Origin of the sequence: Dokdonella sp. (genome assembly GCF_049593775.1) — a bacterium.
Taxonomy (GTDB): domain Bacteria; phylum Pseudomonadota; class Gammaproteobacteria; order Xanthomonadales; family Rhodanobacteraceae; genus Dokdonella.
Map to the genome: position 1 here is coordinate 1 of NZ_JBAWHJ010000366.1, position 1,514 is coordinate 1,514.

General features: G+C 60.5%; 1 protein-coding gene and 1 pseudogene. Both read left to right on the forward strand.

Annotated features, from left to right (window positions below; all coding sequences use genetic code 11):
* Window positions 1-664, forward strand: a 664-nt coding sequence (locus WBP53_RS12565) for a ribonuclease E/G (RefSeq protein WP_423929425.1), incomplete at its 5' end; no start/stop codon positions are given.
* Between the two features lie 432 nt (window positions 665-1,096).
* A pseudogene (locus WBP53_RS12570) lies at window positions 1,097-1,514 on the forward strand (YhdP family protein); the annotation flags it as partial.

Genomic DNA, 1,514 nt, shown 5'->3' on the forward strand with positions numbered 1-1,514 from the left:
CTATGGCATCGAGGACGAAATACAGCGCGCGCTGAGGAAGGACGTGCCACTCAAGTCCGGTGGCTACCTGATCGTCGACCAGACCGAGGCGATGACAACCATCGACGTCAACACGGGCAGCTACCTCGGCACGCGCAACCTCGAGGAAACCGTGTACCGGACCAATCTCGAGGCTGCGCAATCGGCGGCGCGGCATCTGCGCCTGCGCAATCTCGGCGGCATCATCATCATCGACTTCATCGACATGGTCGATGAGGAACACAAGCGTCAGGTCATCCGGCAACTGGAAAAGTCTCTGGCACGCGACCATGCAAAGACCACGGTCTACGACATGTCGCCACTCGGGCTGGTCGAGATGACCCGCAAGCGCACCACGGAAAGCCTGGAACGGCAATTGTGCGAGCCGTGTCCGGGATGTGGAGGTCGGGGCACGATCAAGACGGCGGAAACGGTGACTTACGAAATTTTCCGTGAGATCACCCGTGCGGTTCGCCAGTTCGACGCCGAGAAGTTGTTGGTCCTGGCTGCGCCCGACGTGGTTGCACGTATCCTCGATGAGGATTCGACGGCGGTGGCCGAGTTGGAGGAATTTATCGGCAAGACGATTCGTTTCCAGCCGGAAGAACACTATTCGCAGGAGCAGTTTGATGTGGTGCTGCTCTGAGCATTCTGTCGGGCCAGACATCTTGCACGCATCCATGCCCAAATTTTCTTCAGCTGGCAGACTGACGCGCCGCGGCCAGTCGAAGGCCGCGCAGATCAAATGGAAAGACTTTCACCTCACCTGTCTGCGCAGAGATCGCGGCGCGCCGCCGCTGATGAACTTGCCGGCTCGGTCGCCATCGTGGAAGCGATTCTCGACCGTTGTTTCTGGCGCGGCTCTGCCTCCCCCTTCCACGCTGTCCTACCTCCTGCGTCCACGCAGTCGCGTCAAGACAGCGCAACAGGGAGACGCGTGCAGACAGAGCACGCCGGAGCCATCGAGCTGTACTGAAACAGGTGGTGTTCCGGCGATCCGCCAGGCCCACCGCTCGGCCCGGCTGGCAGACTGTCTGAACGCCATGGCGGTTGCGCCGCCTGATCAGCGTTGCCCTGCATGAATCCGATTCGGCGCCGTTTGCGCAAGCTTCGATTCCTGCTGCAGGCAGTATTCGTGGCACTCGTCATTACCGCTGCGGTTCTGGTCGGTTTCGCACAGTTGGCGTTGCCGTGGCTGGCAGACAATCCAGCGCGCATCGAAGGCTGGCTGACCGATCGGCTGGGGCGGGAGGTCACCATCGGAAAAGTTTCCGGAATGTGGACTCGGGCGGGCCCTCGACTGGTCCTGAATGATCTGAACATCGCAACCGGACCGGCTAACGAGAAGGACCTGCATCTGCCGCGAGCCGAACTCGCACTCAACATGTACGCAGCATTTCAGCGCAATCGCGCCTGGAACGAATTTCGGCTTGTCGGACTGGATCTGTCGCTGATTCGCAATGCCGATGGGGTATGGGATCTGCTCGGCATAGACC